Annotated in this window: 16 protein-coding genes and 1 pseudogene; 10 read left to right on the forward strand and 7 right to left on the reverse strand. The window is 46.9% G+C overall.

Going from position 1 to position 13,925, the window contains the following annotated elements:
* The first annotated feature begins 50 nt into the window (after positions 1-50).
* Positions 51-479 (forward strand): VOC family protein, encoded by a 429-nt coding sequence (locus ACFYU8_RS14930; RefSeq protein WP_390300183.1) that lies wholly within the window; start codon positions 51-53, stop codon positions 477-479.
* A gap of 60 nt (positions 480-539) precedes the next feature.
* Here ACFYU8_RS14930 and ACFYU8_RS14935 read toward each other — a convergent pair whose 3' ends face one another.
* Positions 540-920 carry a VOC family protein gene (locus ACFYU8_RS14935; protein ID WP_390300544.1) on the reverse strand — a complete coding sequence of 127 codons (381 nt, stop codon included), beginning with the start codon at positions 918-920 and terminating at the stop codon, positions 540-542.
* 159 nt (positions 921-1,079) lie between these two features.
* On the opposite strand from ACFYU8_RS14935, the gene ACFYU8_RS14940 reads away from it, so the two are divergent.
* Together ACFYU8_RS14940 and ACFYU8_RS14945 are read left to right on the forward strand one after the other, a co-directional pair.
* Positions 1,080-2,810 carry an ABC transporter ATP-binding protein gene (locus tag ACFYU8_RS14940; RefSeq protein WP_390300181.1) on the forward strand — a complete coding sequence of 577 codons (1,731 nt, stop codon included), beginning with the start codon at positions 1,080-1,082 and terminating at the stop codon, positions 2,808-2,810.
* A gap of 1 nt (position 2,811) precedes the next feature.
* Complete coding sequence (locus tag ACFYU8_RS14945; protein WP_390300179.1) at positions 2,812-4,653, forward strand: ABC transporter ATP-binding protein; 1,842 nt, start codon at positions 2,812-2,814, stop codon at positions 4,651-4,653.
* A gap of 111 nt (positions 4,654-4,764) precedes the next feature.
* Here ACFYU8_RS14945 and ACFYU8_RS14950 read toward each other — a convergent pair.
* The 3 genes and pseudogenes from ACFYU8_RS14950 to ACFYU8_RS14960 all read right to left on the reverse strand — a co-directional run.
* Positions 4,765-5,307 (reverse strand): annotated as a pseudogene (locus ACFYU8_RS14950) (class I SAM-dependent methyltransferase); the annotation flags it as partial.
* Positions 5,308-5,321: 14 nt separating this feature from the next.
* Entirely contained in the window at positions 5,322-6,062 is a 741-nt protein-coding gene (locus ACFYU8_RS14955) for an MBL fold metallo-hydrolase (protein ID WP_390300176.1), read from the reverse strand.
* Positions 6,063-6,149: 87 nt separating this feature from the next.
* Positions 6,150-6,416, reverse strand: a complete 267-nt coding sequence (locus ACFYU8_RS14960; protein WP_390300174.1) for a CD3324 family protein — start codon at positions 6,414-6,416, stop codon at positions 6,150-6,152.
* 274 nt (positions 6,417-6,690) lie between these two features.
* Between ACFYU8_RS14960 and ACFYU8_RS14965 the strand changes: the two genes are divergently transcribed.
* The 4 genes from ACFYU8_RS14965 to ACFYU8_RS14980 all read left to right on the forward strand — a co-directional run bounded on the left by ACFYU8_RS14965 (position 6,691) and on the right by ACFYU8_RS14980 (position 8,142).
* Positions 6,691-6,840 (forward strand): hypothetical protein, encoded by a 150-nt coding sequence (locus ACFYU8_RS14965; RefSeq protein ID WP_390300172.1) that lies wholly within the window; start codon positions 6,691-6,693, stop codon positions 6,838-6,840.
* 5 nt (positions 6,841-6,845) lie between these two features.
* Positions 6,846-6,995: a zinc ribbon domain-containing protein gene (locus tag ACFYU8_RS14970; RefSeq protein WP_390300170.1), complete on the forward strand. Its 150-nt coding sequence runs from the start codon at positions 6,846-6,848 to the stop codon at positions 6,993-6,995.
* 13 nt (positions 6,996-7,008) lie between these two features.
* Positions 7,009-7,224: a hypothetical protein gene (locus ACFYU8_RS14975; RefSeq protein ID WP_390300168.1), complete on the forward strand. Its 216-nt coding sequence runs from the start codon at positions 7,009-7,011 to the stop codon at positions 7,222-7,224.
* A gap of 87 nt (positions 7,225-7,311) precedes the next feature.
* The gene (locus ACFYU8_RS14980; RefSeq protein WP_390300166.1) at positions 7,312-8,142 is read left to right on the forward strand and encodes a prohibitin family protein; all 831 of its coding nucleotides are present in this window, start codon (positions 7,312-7,314) and stop codon (positions 8,140-8,142) included.
* 47 nt (positions 8,143-8,189) lie between these two features.
* On the opposite strand, the gene ahpF is transcribed toward ACFYU8_RS14980, so the two are convergent.
* Both ahpF and ahpC read right to left on the reverse strand, forming a co-directional pair.
* A complete protein-coding gene (gene ahpF, locus ACFYU8_RS14985) occupies positions 8,190-9,719 on the reverse strand; it encodes an alkyl hydroperoxide reductase subunit F (protein WP_390300164.1) in 1,530 nt (509 codons plus the stop codon).
* Between the two features lie 13 nt (positions 9,720-9,732).
* Positions 9,733-10,296 carry an alkyl hydroperoxide reductase subunit C gene (ahpC, locus tag ACFYU8_RS14990; RefSeq protein WP_007727513.1) on the reverse strand — a complete coding sequence of 188 codons (564 nt, stop codon included), beginning with the start codon at positions 10,294-10,296 and terminating at the stop codon, positions 9,733-9,735.
* A 308-nt stretch (positions 10,297-10,604) separates the two neighbouring features.
* Here ahpC and ACFYU8_RS14995 point away from each other — a divergent pair, with 308 nt between their 5' ends.
* Positions 10,605-11,096, forward strand: coding sequence for a PH domain-containing protein (locus ACFYU8_RS14995; RefSeq protein ID WP_390300162.1), 492 nt, complete (start codon positions 10,605-10,607; stop codon positions 11,094-11,096).
* A 2-nt stretch (positions 11,097-11,098) separates the two neighbouring features.
* The gene (locus ACFYU8_RS15000) at positions 11,099-12,613 is read left to right on the forward strand and encodes a PH domain-containing protein (RefSeq protein WP_390300161.1); all 1,515 of its coding nucleotides are present in this window, start codon (positions 11,099-11,101) and stop codon (positions 12,611-12,613) included.
* A 41-nt stretch (positions 12,614-12,654) separates the two neighbouring features.
* Here the strand turns inward: ACFYU8_RS15000 and ACFYU8_RS15005 are convergent, their stop codons facing one another.
* Positions 12,655-13,047 (reverse strand): VOC family protein, encoded by a 393-nt coding sequence (locus ACFYU8_RS15005; RefSeq protein WP_390300159.1) that lies wholly within the window; start codon positions 13,045-13,047, stop codon positions 12,655-12,657.
* A 155-nt stretch (positions 13,048-13,202) separates the two neighbouring features.
* Between ACFYU8_RS15005 and ACFYU8_RS15010 the strand changes: the two genes are divergently transcribed.
* On the forward strand, positions 13,203-13,913 hold the full coding sequence (locus ACFYU8_RS15010; RefSeq protein WP_390300157.1) for a DUF421 domain-containing protein: 711 nt from the start codon (positions 13,203-13,205) through the stop codon (positions 13,911-13,913).
* Positions 13,914-13,925 lie beyond the last annotated feature (12 nt).

Genomic DNA, 13,925 nt, shown 5'->3' on the forward strand with positions numbered 1-13,925 from the left:
ATGCTAGGATATAGACATCAAAGAAAAACAAACCCGAGGAGGAAGTACACATGGCATTGCAATCCAAACAGATTTTCGTCAATTTACCGGTGAAAGACCTCAACAAATCCATCGACTTTTTTACGGGGATCGGCTATGAATTTAACCCGCAATTTACGGATCAAAATGCAGCTTGCTTGGTGATCGGGGAAAACATTTTTGCCATGCTGCTCGTCGAAGAGTTTTTCCAAACGTTTACGAAGAAAGAACTGACGGATGCAACGAGAAGCACCGAGGTGATTGTCGCGTTATCGGCGGACAGCAAGGAGCAAGTCGATGAGATCGTAAACAAAGCATTAGCCTCGGGCGCAACTCCATCGAAAGATCCGGTTGACCACGGCTTCATGTACAGCTGGAGCTTTCAAGATTTGGATGGACATCTGTGGGAGTTCTTGCATATGGATCAAGGCGCTGTTCCACAGGAAGAAAAGACGGAGTAAACGAACTGAGGGCAAAAAGCATGGGATCGAAATGGTGATTCCAGCTTTTTGCCCTTTTTGTCAATACTGACACATCCCAAGTGGATTCCCGTCTGGATCAAAAAACGTCAACACCTTCGTAGATCCAAATCCATCGATCGGGGTTACCCTCACCCCACGCTCTGTTAACAGTTGATGTGCCGCCTCAATATCCTCGGGTAGAAAATTATAGTATTTGCCGACACCAAAACGATTTTCCGGAAATGTCATCGGCTGATGGTTCTCTACGCGGACGAGACAGATGACAGTGTTAGATTCCTCGGAAATCCGCATCGTGACAGCCTCCTCTTCCACAAACAAAGGTCTGCACCCAAGCTTTTCTTCATACCATTTTGCAGACGCACCCGGGTCCGTCACAGGTATAAAAACTCCTTCCATGCCTTTTAACAGTGATTGAGCCATCATTTCATCTCCCATTCGACCAAAAATCTATCGCCTAACATTTCGACGACGATGATCGAAAAAACCTGTAAGCCCCCACACTTTCCTTTTGACAATCTCTCGTGACATTTCGCTAGCTAAGCGTTATCTTGTACGTAAGAACACAGATGGGGTGAACGGATGCGCTTCTACAAAAAATACATAAAAAAATACGGCGTAGTCGCCGGGATTTCCATGTTTTTCTTAGCTTTGGAGGCAGTATGTGATCTTTTGCAGCCGACGATCCTATCGCACATTATCGATACGGGTGTAGCAAACCGGGATATGGACTACGTGCTCAAGACAGGCGGGCTGATGCTGCTCGTTACGGCGCTCGGGGCCGTTGCTGCATCCATCCGCAATGTGCTGGCTACATACGTCTCACAAAACTTCGGTGCACAGCTGCGCACAGATTTGTTTTCAAAAGTGCAAAGCTTATCTTTTGAAAACTTGAACAAGTTCGACAGAGCCTCGCTCGTGACACGTCTGACCAATGACGTCAATCAAGTACAGATGTTTGTGAACGGCATGATGCGAATATTCGTCAAGGCGCCGTTGATGTGCATCGGCGGGTTGTTTATGGCAACCCAATTGAACGCGGATTTGGCTGTGATTCTCGCAATCGTCGTGCCCATTGTGGGTTTGTTTATTTTCTTGAATATGAAAATCGGCTTTCCGTTCTTTTTAAAGGTGCAGCAAGCACTTGACCGGGTGAACGGTGCGATGCGCGAGTATTTGTCTGGCGTACGTGTCGTCAAGGCGTTCAATCGCTTTGATTTTGAGCGTGGCAAGTTTACACGGGCAAATGAAGAGCTGCAATCCAAATCGGTATCGGCTACGCGGGTAATGTCTATCTTCAGTCCAGCGATCATGCTGACGATGAACCTCGGAATTGTCGCTGTCCTCTGGCTTGGGGGGCTTGGTGTAGAACAAGGAAGCATCGAAGTCGGTCATATTATCGCGTTTACGAACTACATGACGCAAATTCTGTTTTCACTCATGATGATTTCCTTGGTATTTAACATGTTTGTGCGGGCCAAAGCATCAGCGGGACGCATCGGAGAAGTTTTTTCTGAGGAAAACCAAATGAGCTGGAAAGAGGAACAACCTCATGAACTTACAGGCAAAAAGGGACGTATCGACTTCGAGCAGGTCAGCTTCTCATATGATGGAGGGGGCGGCCAGCCGGTACTCAAGCAGATTTCGTTTACTTGTTTGCCTGGGGAGACCGTCGGGATTATTGGGTCGACAGGCTCTGGAAAAAGTAGTCTGGTTAGCCTGATCCCACGGTTTTATGACGTAACGGAAGGCACGATTCGGGTAGATGGCATTGATGTACGAGACATCGAGCCCAAGCGATTGCGTGAAAAAATGGCGATTGTGCCGCAAAAAACCATGCTGTTTACGGGAACGGTAATGGAAAACATCCGTTGGGGCAAGGCAGAGGCGACCTGCGAGGAGGTCGAGCAAGCGGCCCGCATGGCGCAGGCTCACGAGTTCATCTCCGCCACTCCTGAAGGCTATGAGACACGCGTAGGACAAGGGGGAGTCAACTTCTCTGGAGGACAGAAACAGCGTATTTCCATAGCGAGAGCCTTGGTGAAAAAGCCGGAAATCCTCATTCTCGACGACAGTACAAGTGCGGTAGATGTGGCGACAGAAGGGAAGATTAAGGATGCGCTTCGAGACTATGCGGCTGGCCTCACCTGCATCTTGATCGCACAGCGGATTACATCCGTCATGGATGCGGATAAAATCATCGTACTCGACAATGGAGAAGTCTCTGGTATGGGTACGCATGACGCATTGATGACCTCTTGCCAGGTATATCAGGAAATCTTTCAGTCACAAATTGGCCGGGAGGTGAAGTAGGGTGAGTCAACAGAAGCAACAACCTGTCTTTTCACCGAGACCTGGCCGAGGCTTTGGACATGGTGCTGCCAGAGGCCCAGTGAGTAAGCCCAAGAATTTTTCAGCTACACTAAAAAGGCTCTGGCAAGCTTTTGGCAACGAAAAAAAGCTGCTGCCGATTGTATTCGGCATTGTATTTGTCGATGCACTACTCATGCTGTCTGCGCCTTATTTGATCGGAAAGGCGATTGATGCGATGACGGGAGGCGAGGAAACTCTTAGCTTTTTGTCCATCATCATTCTTGCCTTGCTCGGCTCGTACATCTTGGATGGGGCACTGACGTTTTTGCAAAGCTGGTTGATGGCAGGCATCTCGCAACGGATCGTCACGAATCTGAGGCAGGCTCTTTTTGACAAGCTGCAAAAGCTGCCGATTGCTTATTTCGATGCGCGCACGCACGGGGAGTTGATGAGCAGGCTGACGAATGATATTGACAACGTCAGCAACTCCATCTCTCAATCCACAACGCAGTTGATGTCAGGGGGGATCGTGCTCCTCGGTTCGTTGGTGATGATGCTCGTCTTATCCCCGATCCTGACACTCGCATGCCTGATCACGGCGCCACTCGTGTTCCTGCTCACACGCATGATTGCCAAACGAACCAGCGTCCTGTTCAAAAATCAGCAGATGGAGCTGGGCAAGTTGAACGGGCACATTGAAGAGACGATTTCTGGCATTCAGGTGGTGCAGGCCTTCAACTACGAACAAAAGGCCATTGAAGACTTTACGACGATCAATAATCGGCTCTGCAAGGTAGGAATGAAGGCACAAGTCTTGACGGGCTTTCTCATGCCGATCATGAACGTGATCAACAACCTTGGTTTTGCCATGGTGGCGATTGTCGGAGGCGTACTCGCTGTAAAAGGATTGATCACAGTCGGTGTGATCGCGAGCTTTCTCAGTTATTCCCGACAGTTTGTCCGTCCGCTGAACGACCTCGCGAACATTTTCAATGTGCTTCAATCCGGTGTTGCTGGGGCGGAGCGGGTGTTTGAGGTATTGGATGAACAAGAGGAGCCATTGGATTCTCCGGGTGCCACTGTGCTTGCACAGCCCAAGGGTCACGTCGTTTTTGATCAGGTCAGCTTCGGCTATCGTCCAGATCAACCGATTTTGAAAAATATTAGCTTCGAGGCACAGGCAGGGAGCACCATCGCGTTAGTTGGACCAACGGGTGCAGGTAAAACCACCATTGTGAATTTGCTCACGCGATTTTACGATGTGACCTCAGGTACGATTTATTTGGATGGAAAAGACATTCGGGAGTATTCACGGGACAGCTTGCGGCGCAGCTTTGGCTTTGTTTTGCAAGATACGTACTTGTTTTCCGGTACCATCAAGGAAAATATTATGTTCGGCAAACCGGATGCGACTGATACTGAGGTAGTAGCCGCTGCGAAAATGGCAAATGCAGATGTGTTCATCAATCGGCTCCCGATGCGTTATGATACGATGCTGACGGAAAATGGGGGCAACCTGAGTCAGGGACAACGCCAGCTGTTGGCGATAGCCCGTGTCATACTCGCCAAGCCGTCGCTGCTCATACTCGACGAGGCGACAAGCAGCATCGACACACGGACAGAGCTGAATATCCAAGATGCGCTCCTTACCATTATGGAAGGGCGCACGAGCTTTGTGATTGCGCACAGGCTAGGTACGATTCGAGATGCCGACACGATTATGGTCGTGGATGGGGGAGAGATCGTGGAAAAAGGCAGTCACGATGAACTCACCCTGCAGAAGGGTACCTATTATCAATTGTTTTACAACCAGTTTAAAAATCTGGAGGCTGCTGGGGAATAACAGAGCACCCCGTCCAAACACGGAAATGACGTGAAGGACGAGGTGCTTTTTTGTCGTTATGATGCTTGTTTGCTCGCGGCGATCAACAAGAAGATCGGCCGGCGGAGTTCGTCTCGCGTGCCGGATGCCTTCCTGCTGATAGTTGTCCACTGGCCAGTGCAAGCGTTCACCTTGAGGTCCATAATGCCAGTCCTGTGCAGCCAGAGCAGTGAAAACCGGATGCTCCACGGAGAAAACGAACGAACCTCCCGGAGCAAGGGTATGATGGACACGCTGGCAAAGCAAGTCAAAGCGCTCCACATAATGAATGGCCAAGGAGCTGATGACGACGTCGAATTCCCCAGGAGCAAAATCAATGTCTTCAATCGGAAGACGGAGATACTCGATGGAGGGATCAGTTGTAGTCTCTTTGGCACGAGCCAGCATTTTTTCGGAAAGGTCCACACCTAGAACGGAGCGGGCCTTCTGCTCACGCGCATATCGGCAATGCCAGCCGAAGCCACAGCCAAGATCGAGTACTTTTTTCTCTCGTAATGGAGGCAATAACTCCCGAAAAGCGTGCCATTCTCCTGCAGCGCTTAGTCCCTCAGTAGAACGAGCCATCTGACTGTATTTAGAGAAAAAACCTTGCTCATCGTATTTGTTCTCTCTCATCCGAGCAGCGCCTCCTAGGTAGGGTCGTAGGCTTGGATCAGCTCACGGAGCGCTTGCTTGATATCTCCCTGAAACAACCCGCCGTGATAGCAAATCAACTGCTTAATGTCATAATCGACCAAGCGGCGGACGGAGCGAATCGCTTGCTCCATATCCATCGTATAGGCAGGATTGGGGATTTCGAGTCTACCGTTTTCGATCACAACAGCATCTCCGGCAATCAGCGTTCTGCTTGCGATTAAATACAACGAAATATGTCCAGGCATATGTCCAGGTGTATGAATGATTTCGATGCCGCCGCACCAAGGCAGCTGTTCGTGATTCGTTACGGTTCGATCAACCGATGCGGGTTCGATGGACTGCAAAAAGAGAATAAATTGTTCGGCTTGTTGCTTTTCACCTGATGGAAGATGGTCAAGTGTTGATTCCGCCTGCTCCAATCGCAATGACTTCTTCTGTCCTGCGATGTACGGTGCGTCGGATTCATAAGCAATGATTTCGAGGTGCGGGTAGGCATGTTTTAAAGCTGCTAACGAACCCATGTGATCCATATCATGATGCGACACAATTACCTTCGTGAGTGCGTCGAACGTAAGCTGCTGCTTGTGCGCTGCCTCCTGAAGCAGTGGCAAAAAGTCCGGATAACCACAGTCCACAAGTATCATTTCATGCACATCCTGCAGCAGAACAGGAGTAATAACCTGTTGTATCCCGTTATACATAAATGAGATATCGAGTAAATGAATCTGATTCATACGTTGTTCCTCCTGAATGACTGACTGATCTATAAAAGGAGTGTAACGTAAGAATGGAGCAGACACACGGTCGACCTTATCTCTGTCTCATTTATGTCCACGAATGATTCGCCGAATACTGTGTTCGGTCAAGTAATGCTTCTGGGCCAGTGCTTTGACAGAAGCCCCTTCGCGATATTCCTGCCAGATAGCCTGATTCTGTTCGTTAAGCCATTGCTTTGTGTCTGTGGAGGTGCCCCATTGTCTTTTGTTTTCGTGGTGGATCGGGATGTACAGATAGCTCCCTTGTACATAATGCTGGATTTGCCGCAGCAGATCACCTGGCAATAGGTTTTGTGCATTTTTGTATTTCATCTGCTTTTGCTCCTGTCTATATAGCGTGATGTGCGTATATAGATGAGCAAAGAGATCCTCAACTCAATATCGGGAAGGCTCTGAACCAAGAGAAAGGGGAGCTCTTTGCTCAGAGCCGCAATCGGCAGTTCGTACGTAAGGGTCTAACATATGATCATCTCCCTTCTTGACTCTATAGTAGTGAGAATGGGGAGTTCCTTCAACAATCTTCTTTGTCTTCTTTTCCAAATAAAGGGTATGATGAGGGGGGCTGTGGCTAATCGGATGAATTGAGGTGGTAGGATGTTGGGAGCATGCGGAATATGCAACGAAAATCTGGATCAAAACAACCAGTGCAGGTGTACAAGGCAAGGAAGAGCTTCGTCAGATCGTAACAGTGGACGAAGAGGATGTATCAAATGTGGCTGCACGCGTACAACTGTAACACAAATGTCGGCTACAGGTGGCGGCTTATCGCGCATGTTGAATGTTCAGTACCAGGTGTATGATGTGATCAGTTGCGTGAATTGCGGTTATAGTGAGATGTATAAACGAAATTCTTCGTCAGCGATGAATATTGTAGAATTGTTTTTCGGATAGGAGATGGAATGACATGAGTCTTGGTGGCTTTCAGAGCGGCTTTTCCGCCCGCAAGGTACCACGTTCGGAAGTACGGTGGGGACAGTTTTTAATATGCAATCATGGATGTGAGGAAGTAGTCCAATTGATTTCGCATGTTTCTGGTGAAGTCGAATTTGAGTTATGCAAAATCGAGGCAGAGCGCATGGCGCACGTTCTTTTAGAAGCTTCGAAAGCAGAGCGCGCATGACGTTTGTTTTTCATAAATTTCTTGAAACTTAGAGCCCACTCCCCCGTATAAATGAATGAGCATATATAGATAGCAAGGAGGACGAGTATGAGCGACAAAAATGTTGTAAGAATGAGTCCCTTTCAAGCTGGAGGAAAGCTGATCGCAACGATTGTGATATTGGTCGTGTTGGTCTTGCTTGGCACGCAATCCTTTACGATTATTTCCGCAGGGCATAGTGGAGTTGTGCTGCAACTGGGGGCGGTCCAGCCAAAAGTACTGCAAGAGGGCATGCATTTTAAAATTCCGTTCATCCAAACCGTGGTCCCGATGGAAGTGCGGGTGCAAAAATCAGAAATGAGCCAGACTTCCGCTTCGCGTGATCTGCAAACCGTATCTACCACAATTGCGGTTAACCATCATTTGGACGCTGAAAATATCAATAAACTGTATCAACAGGTGGGATTGGAGTACAATAGCCGAATCGTTGATCCAGCTATTGCCGAAGCATTTAAAGCAGTGACCGCTCAATACACAGCCGAGGAGCTGGTATCCAAGCGTTCCGAGGTCAGCCAAAAGGTAAAAGAAGTCCTGCATACAAAGCTGTCCACCTATAACATTATCCTCGATGAGATCAACATTCGTGAGTTTACCTTTAGTGATGAATTCAACCGCGCCATTGAATCCAAGCAAGTGGCTGAGCAGCAAGCGCTCAAATCTAAGCTGGACCTGGAGCGAATCAAGATTGAGAAAGAGCAGGAAATTACGAGAGCGGAGGCACAGGCACAAGCGTTGCGCCTGCAAAAACAAGAGGTTACGCCTGAGCTGATTCAGCTCAGACAAATTGAGGCACAGCTCGAAGCCATCCGCAAATGGGATGGAAAGCTGCCAAACGTAACGGGAGGAGCAACACCGTTTATCAATGTGGGTAACCAATAACGTATAGAATGAAAAAGCCACTCCCGTGAAAAGGAGTGGCTTCTTTATTAGTTGCGGATGAGATAGTCGAAAGCGCCCAGAGCCGCAGTAGCACCAGATCCCATCGAAATGATGATCTGTTTATAAGCACTATTGGTGCAATCACCAGCAGCAAAAACACCAGGGATGTTTGTAGAACCATGGCTGTCTACCACGATTTCGCCAAAGCGAGTGCGCTCAATCGTGTCACCCAACCAATCCGTATTCGGTACAAGACCGATTTGAACAAACACACCTTGTAATTCAACATGCTTGGTTTCGCCTGTTTCACGCTCGATGTAAGAAATGCCGTTCACTTTGTCAGTTCCCGTAATTTCTTTTGTTTGAACGTTTTTCAGGACAGTAACATTCGGCAGACTGTAGAGACGATCTTGCAATACTGCGTCAGCTTTCAGTTCTGGCGAGAATTCCAGAACCGTTACATGCTTCACAATACCTGCGAGATCAATCGCTGCTTCCACACCTGAATTACCGCCGCCAACAACTGCGACATCTTTGCCTGTAAACAAAGGACCGTCGCAATGAGGGCAATACGCTACACCCTTGTTCTTGAACTCTGCTTCACCTGGTACACCCAGATTCCGCCAACGAGCACCTGTCGACAAGATGACTGTCTTACTCTTCAGGACAGCACCGTTTTCGAGTTCAATTTCGATCAGATCCTTCTTCTCTAAACGCTTGGCACGTTGCAGCTTCATGACATCGATGCCATACTCTTTCACTTGCTTCTCCAAGTTGGCTGCGAGTTGAGGACCTTCAATGTATTTCACACTGATAAAGTTCTCAATACCCAACGTGTCATTCACCTGACCGCCAAGGCGTTCAGCAACGAGACCTGTCCGAATCCCTTTGCGTGCAGCATAAATCGCCGCACTCGCACCTGCAGGGCCACCGCCCACAACAAGTACATCATAAGGATCTTTATTGTCAAACTCAGAAGCGTCCGGAGCAGAACCCAGCTTGGCAAGAATTTCTTCCACAGTCATACGACCGCTTTCGAAAAATTCACCATTGAGGAAAACGCTTGGTACAGCCATCACGTTTTTGCTCTCAACCTCGTCCTTGAATACGGCACCATCAATCATCGTATGAGAAATACCAGGATTGAAGATACTCATCAAGTTCAGAGCTTGGACAACATCTGGACAATTATGGCAACTCAAGCTGATGTAAGATTCAAACTTGTATTCACCGCGAATGTCTTTGATTTGATCAATGACACTTTGCTCAACCTTTGGAGCTCTTCCGCTAACTTGCAAGAGAGCCAATACCAAAGAGGTAAATTCATGGCCCAGTGGAGTACCAGCAAAAACGACGCCAGTATCTTCACCGACACGGTTTACGCTAAAGCTAGGTGTGCGAGTTAATTCCGCTTTCTCCACACTGATCCTTAAAGACATACTAGCTAGCTCATCAATCAGTGCAAGCATCTCGGAAGATGCCTCATCGGTGCCTGCACTGACTTTGAGCACAATATCGCCTTCCAAGAGCTCGAGATATTGTTCTAGTTGCGCTTTGATTTCTTGGTCGAGGGCCATTTTATATCACACCTTAAATTTTGCCTACGAGATCAAGGCTTGGTTTCAGTGTTTTGCCACCTTCTTGCCATTTTGCTGGGCAAACTTCACCTGGATTGTTGCGAACATATTGAGCAGCTTTGATTTTGTTGATCAAAGCACTTGCATCACGGCCAATGCCACCTGCAGTAATCTCAACAGCTTGAACGACACCGTCTGGGTCGATGATGAATGTACCGCGATCTGCCAGACCTTCAGCTTCGATCAATACATCGAAGTTGCGGGAGATTACATGGGAAGGATCGCCGATCATGATGTATTCTACTTTACCGATTGCTTCAGAGCTTGAATGCCATGCTTTATGAGTGAAGTGAGTATCTGTAGAAACGGAGTATACTTCAACACCGAGTTCTTTCAAAGTTGCATATTGGTTTTGCAGATCTTCGAGTTCAGTAGGGCAAACGAAAGTAAAGTCTGCTGGGTAGAAGCAAACTACGCTCCATTGACCTTTGAAGTTTGCTTCTGTTACTTCGAGGAATTTACCTTTTTGGAATGCTTGTGCTTTAAAAGGCAATACTTCAGTTCCGATGAGTGACATAGTGTTAGCTCCTTTATAGGTTATTTGTATAGTACATATTCAAAGCATGCTTAACGAGGCATGCTTGAATATAATTTACAATGATTATTATTTAATAAATGATTCAGTAAGTCAAGTTTTTTATAATGATTATAATGTGATAATTTTTACAAGCCGTTTTCTCCATCATTTAGTATGATTCGAACGGCATTAGAGTATTCGTATGCTGCATGAAAAATTGACGATATGTCCATAGAAACCGGGCGGATTGTTTTACGTATGAAATAAAGAGTGAATTGACAGCGTAATAATCATACAGGAGTGATGATATGCCATCTCCAATCAGCGCGCCGCAAAAATGCTTGTCCAAGGATGCGTTCAAGGTACAGCTTATTACCGAGGGGGTTACGGCTGTGATCGGGATTGTTATTTTGGCCATCCTCTATTATCTAGATGATCGTTTTGCCTGGAAGGAATGGATCGGATGGAGTCTGCACGGATTGCTCGTTATCGGTGTGATCGCGACGATTTGGTCTTTTGTCGAGCCTTATTTTTTATATAAAAGCTGGCGGTATGATATCGACGAAGATTTCTTGCAAATGAAATTCGGGGTGATCACAGAGAGGCATTTCCTTGTCCCCATGACGAAAATCCAAGCAGTCTCCACGAAACAAGGACCGATTTTACGAAAGTACGGGCTGTACACCATCTCGATAAAAACAATGGGCTCCTCGCACGAAATTCCAGGACTGCCGGGGGATGTCGCTTCTCAATTAAGAGAACAGATTGCTCACTATGCAAAATTAAAGGAAGTGGAGTAGTGATGGACGCAAAACGATACCATCCACTAAATGTCCTTTTCGATCTCATTATCCAAGTAAAGCATCTGTTTTTTCCTGCGCTCATTCTGTTTGTGTTCAATTATGACTCGACGAACGCATTCATTACGTACGGGAGAATTGTTTTTTACATCTATGTGGGAGGGATGCTGGTCTATCTGGCTTTGAGATGGGTCTCGTACAAGTATAGGCTGGATGATACGTCTTTCCATCTTTACGAAGGAATTTTTACGAAGAAAAAGCAAACGATACCGTATACCAAAATCCAAAACGTCAATCGACATACGACATTGCTGCACCGGATTTTTAGAGTGACTTCCATCCGGTTTGAGACAGGGATGGTTGGCGATGATTCTACCGTGGAATTCGCGGTGATTTCTTTGAACGAAGCGGATCGACTGGAGGCCTACACGAAACAGGCAGTGCGATTCGAAAGAGAGATTGAAGTGGAAGGGAAAGAAGGGGACACGTCCTCTACGGAGGAAATCGGTACACCGTATACCACTACAGAGCGAATCATTCACTTTACGCCAACGAAAAAAGAGATTATCAAGGCTTCGTTCACTTCTCTCAGCTTCCTCGGGATGATTACGTTACTTGTATGGGCGTATTTCAAACTCACCGAATATATCGACGTGGAGGAGCAGGTAGAAGGACTTTTTTCGCTGATTACGAGCTCGTGGACACTGATCACGCTGACAACTGTTGGACTTCTCGTTCTCTCCATCGTATTCGGCATGGTCACGACCTATATTCGTTATGGCAAATATGAGATTTCGTCGGATCACGAGCGAATATATATTGCCAAAGGAGTTATAGAAGAAACAGCTTTTTCGATCGCAAAAGAGAGAGTGCAAGCGATTAAAATCAAGCAATCCTTGTTAAAGCGAATGCTGGGTCTCGCCGAAGTCAAGCTGACGGTTGTCGGTGGGGATAGCTATTCGGATAAAGATAAACAGGATGTCAGCTCACTCTATCCATTTTTACCGGTACAACGTGCGTATGAGATGATTGCAGAAATATTGCCTGCGTATGAAATGACGGAAGAAATGTCGAGTCTCCCCCAAAAATCATTATGGGTTCGCTTGGTCAGATCGAGCTGGATTTGGATCGTAGGCACGGGTGCGCTTTACTACTTCAAGCCGAATATTTGGGGGTGGGAGCAAGCGTGGTGGGTCATCTCCATTGCTTTGACGCTGGTCGTCCTGGTCTTCGAGGTCATTGAATTCTACAACACGCGATACACATTGAATGATCATTTCATTCAGTTCCAAACAGGAAGCCTAACCACGACTTTATTTGTGTCGAAACGAGAGAAGATCATAGAGGTCAACGTCAAAAGAGACCTGCTTCAAAAGCAGCTAGGTCTCGCTTCCATCAAAACGACAAATCGTGCCAAACCGGTGAGTCATAAAGGGGTAACAGATGTGCCGATAGAGTTAGCGGAAGGATTTTATCAGTGGTATATGGGACGTAGAAAAGAGATCAAAGTAGAATAGAAGAAGAGGGGGCGTAGAAGGAAAAGGCGAATCTTTTCCCTTTACGTTCTTGTGCTTTCAAATAGCTCCAGCCATTCTCCATCCGGACCTTTAAAGAACATATAACGCGACCCGTTCGGCAATGTGGTTATTTCCTGATCGATAAAGGATACATGTAGTTGCTTCAAACGGTCGATTTCAACTTCGAGGTTGTCCACAGCAAACGCCAAGTGGTGTACCTTGCCCTCTATCGGCAGTGAATCGCTGTATCCGTGAATGAGCTCCAGCTCTGTCTCTGTGCTTCCCGGAAATCCAAGAAAAGCAAGGGTAATGACTCCGTTGGAATGAACGAGCTTTCCTTTTAGCTCCATCCCAATCACTTCGGTGTAAAAAGCAATAGAGGCCTCCAAATCTTTTACCATCAAACCCACATGCTCCAGTTTTTTGATCGCCATCTCACTTCGTTCCTTTCCACAGGCGTGATTTTTCTCTATTGTAGAAGAATTTGTAGGAAAAGTCTGTATGGTCAAATCGTATTGATGGGTTTTCTGTTGAAAAACATGGCTATAATTTGGAGATAGTGGAAATTTTGTCATCCTCGGGGTGGAGCATGGAGTCTATTGTGGAAACGGTTGGTAGAGCAGCGCTGGCTTTTGCTATCATGATGATCATTACACGGAAGCTGGGAAAGCAGACGATCGCGCAAATGACGTATCACGACTTTGTCGCGGCGATCACTTTGGGGGCGCTGACAGCAAACCTTGCCTTTAACAACATAATCAAAATATCGCATATGATTGTAGCGTTACTCACTTTTAGTGGTATCGCCTATTTGTTGATGGTCCTCTCTCTGAAAAACCGGAAGATGCGAAAATGGTTTTCGGGCCAACCGACGGTGATCATCCAGGATGGAAGAATTCTTGAAGATAACATGCGCAAGCTGAAGCTGTCTTTGGATACGTTGAATCAAGAGTTGAGGGAAAGAAACATTTTTAATATCGAAGAGGTTCAATATGCTGTGCTGGAGTTGAATGGAGAGGTATCGGTCCTGCGAAAACCGCAGTTTATGCCTGTCACTCGAGGAGACTTAAAGCTGAAACTGGGGAAGAGGCAGACATTCCCGATTGAATTAATCATGGATGGCCAAATCATCCAGAGCAATTTACATCAGCATAGCCTGACCGTCGAGTGGCTCCTCTCGCAGGTGGGCAAAAAAGGATTGACCGTCGGGGAAGTGAATTACGCTGTGATTAGCTCCAATGGACAAATTTACTTTGATCCGTATGATGACCATATCAGCAATCCGATCGACAAAGAATAAGGATTCGCAAAA

Source organism: Brevibacillus sp. NPDC003359 (assembly GCF_042878995.1).
In the GTDB taxonomy this organism is placed as follows: Bacteria; Bacillota; Bacilli; order Brevibacillales; family Brevibacillaceae; genus Brevibacillus.

Excerpts from the sequence above, each read along its gene's own strand:
- ACFYU8_RS15005 (WP_390300159.1), bottom strand. The coding sequence starts at position 13,047 with ATGGCGATCAAAAAACTGGAGCATGTGGGTTTGATGGTAAAAGATTTG.
- ACFYU8_RS14935 (WP_390300544.1), bottom strand. The coding sequence starts at position 920 with ATGGCTCAATCACTGTTAAAAGGCATGGAAGGAGTTTTTATACCTGTG.
- ahpF (WP_390300164.1), bottom strand. The coding sequence starts at position 9,719 with ATGGCCCTCGACCAAGAAATCAAAGCGCAACTAGAACAATATCTCGAG.
- ACFYU8_RS14930 (WP_390300183.1), top strand. The coding sequence starts at position 51 with ATGGCATTGCAATCCAAACAGATTTTCGTCAATTTACCGGTGAAAGAC.
- ACFYU8_RS14995 (WP_390300162.1), top strand. The coding sequence starts at position 10,605 with ATGCCATCTCCAATCAGCGCGCCGCAAAAATGCTTGTCCAAGGATGCG.
- ACFYU8_RS14955 (WP_390300176.1), bottom strand. The coding sequence starts at position 6,062 with ATGAATCAGATTCATTTACTCGATATCTCATTTATGTATAACGGGATA.
- ACFYU8_RS15010 (WP_390300157.1), top strand. The coding sequence starts at position 13,203 with ATGGAGTCTATTGTGGAAACGGTTGGTAGAGCAGCGCTGGCTTTTGCT.
- ahpC (WP_007727513.1), bottom strand. The coding sequence starts at position 10,296 with ATGTCACTCATCGGAACTGAAGTATTGCCTTTTAAAGCACAAGCATTC.
- ACFYU8_RS14940 (WP_390300181.1), top strand. The coding sequence starts at position 1,080 with ATGCGCTTCTACAAAAAATACATAAAAAAATACGGCGTAGTCGCCGGG.
- ACFYU8_RS14970 (WP_390300170.1), top strand. The coding sequence starts at position 6,846 with ATGTCGGCTACAGGTGGCGGCTTATCGCGCATGTTGAATGTTCAGTAC.
- ACFYU8_RS15000 (WP_390300161.1), top strand. The coding sequence starts at position 11,099 with ATGGACGCAAAACGATACCATCCACTAAATGTCCTTTTCGATCTCATT.
- ACFYU8_RS14960 (WP_390300174.1), bottom strand. The coding sequence starts at position 6,416 with ATGAAATACAAAAATGCACAAAACCTATTGCCAGGTGATCTGCTGCGG.
- ACFYU8_RS14975 (WP_390300168.1), top strand. The coding sequence starts at position 7,009 with ATGAGTCTTGGTGGCTTTCAGAGCGGCTTTTCCGCCCGCAAGGTACCA.
- ACFYU8_RS14980 (WP_390300166.1), top strand. The coding sequence starts at position 7,312 with ATGAGCGACAAAAATGTTGTAAGAATGAGTCCCTTTCAAGCTGGAGGA.